The sequence below is a fragment of the Roseovarius halophilus (ex Wu et al. 2025) genome (genome assembly GCF_047086965.1).
Map to the genome: position 1 here is coordinate 1 of NZ_JBKOTX010000547.1, position 538 is coordinate 538.

General features: G+C 72.9%; 1 protein-coding gene. It reads right to left on the minus strand.

Going from position 1 to position 538, the window contains the following annotated elements; translation table 11 throughout:
• Nucleotides 1–255: 255 nt before the first annotated feature.
• Nucleotides 256–538: Sua5 family C-terminal domain-containing protein (locus ACH107_RS33420; RefSeq protein WP_412509873.1), on the minus strand; the 283-nt coding region annotated here is incomplete at its 5' end.

A 538-nucleotide genomic window follows, 5' to 3' on the forward strand; every position in this document is an offset into this window, starting at 1 on the left:
GGGCGCGTGACCCCGGCCGTGGCGGCGCGCGAGATGCTGGCGCAGGTCGGCGGCTAGGTGCCCGGCGCCCTCCCCGTCGGCGGCGCGTCGGTATGCCATCGGTACCAAAGGGGTTCTCGTGCCCCCGGTCGCGCCTGCTTAAGACGGCGGGCCGGGCGCAAAAATCCGCACGGATTTTTCCCCGGAAAATTGACATTTTCCGGCGCCTGCGGCGCGGGTATTTTGGCCGAGAAGAAGGGCGGGGTGCGCGCCCTGTCAGCCGGTGCGCGGCGCGGCGGCGCGGCGGAGACGGTCATTGATCGCCCGGCCGAGGCCGTGATCGGGAACCGGGGAGACGGCGATGGTTCGCGCGCCGCGCGCGTCCAGCGCGTGGAGGTGATGGAAGAGGTTCGCGGCTGCCTCGGTCAGGTCGCCCGTCGGCGACAGGTTGAGGTCGCAGGCTACCGGGCCGAAGCCAAGCATCGCTTCGTCGGGCTGCGCGGCCTCGGCGCCGAGCCGGACGCGCGCGCCGGGCGCGTAATGGGAGGCGAGCTGTCCC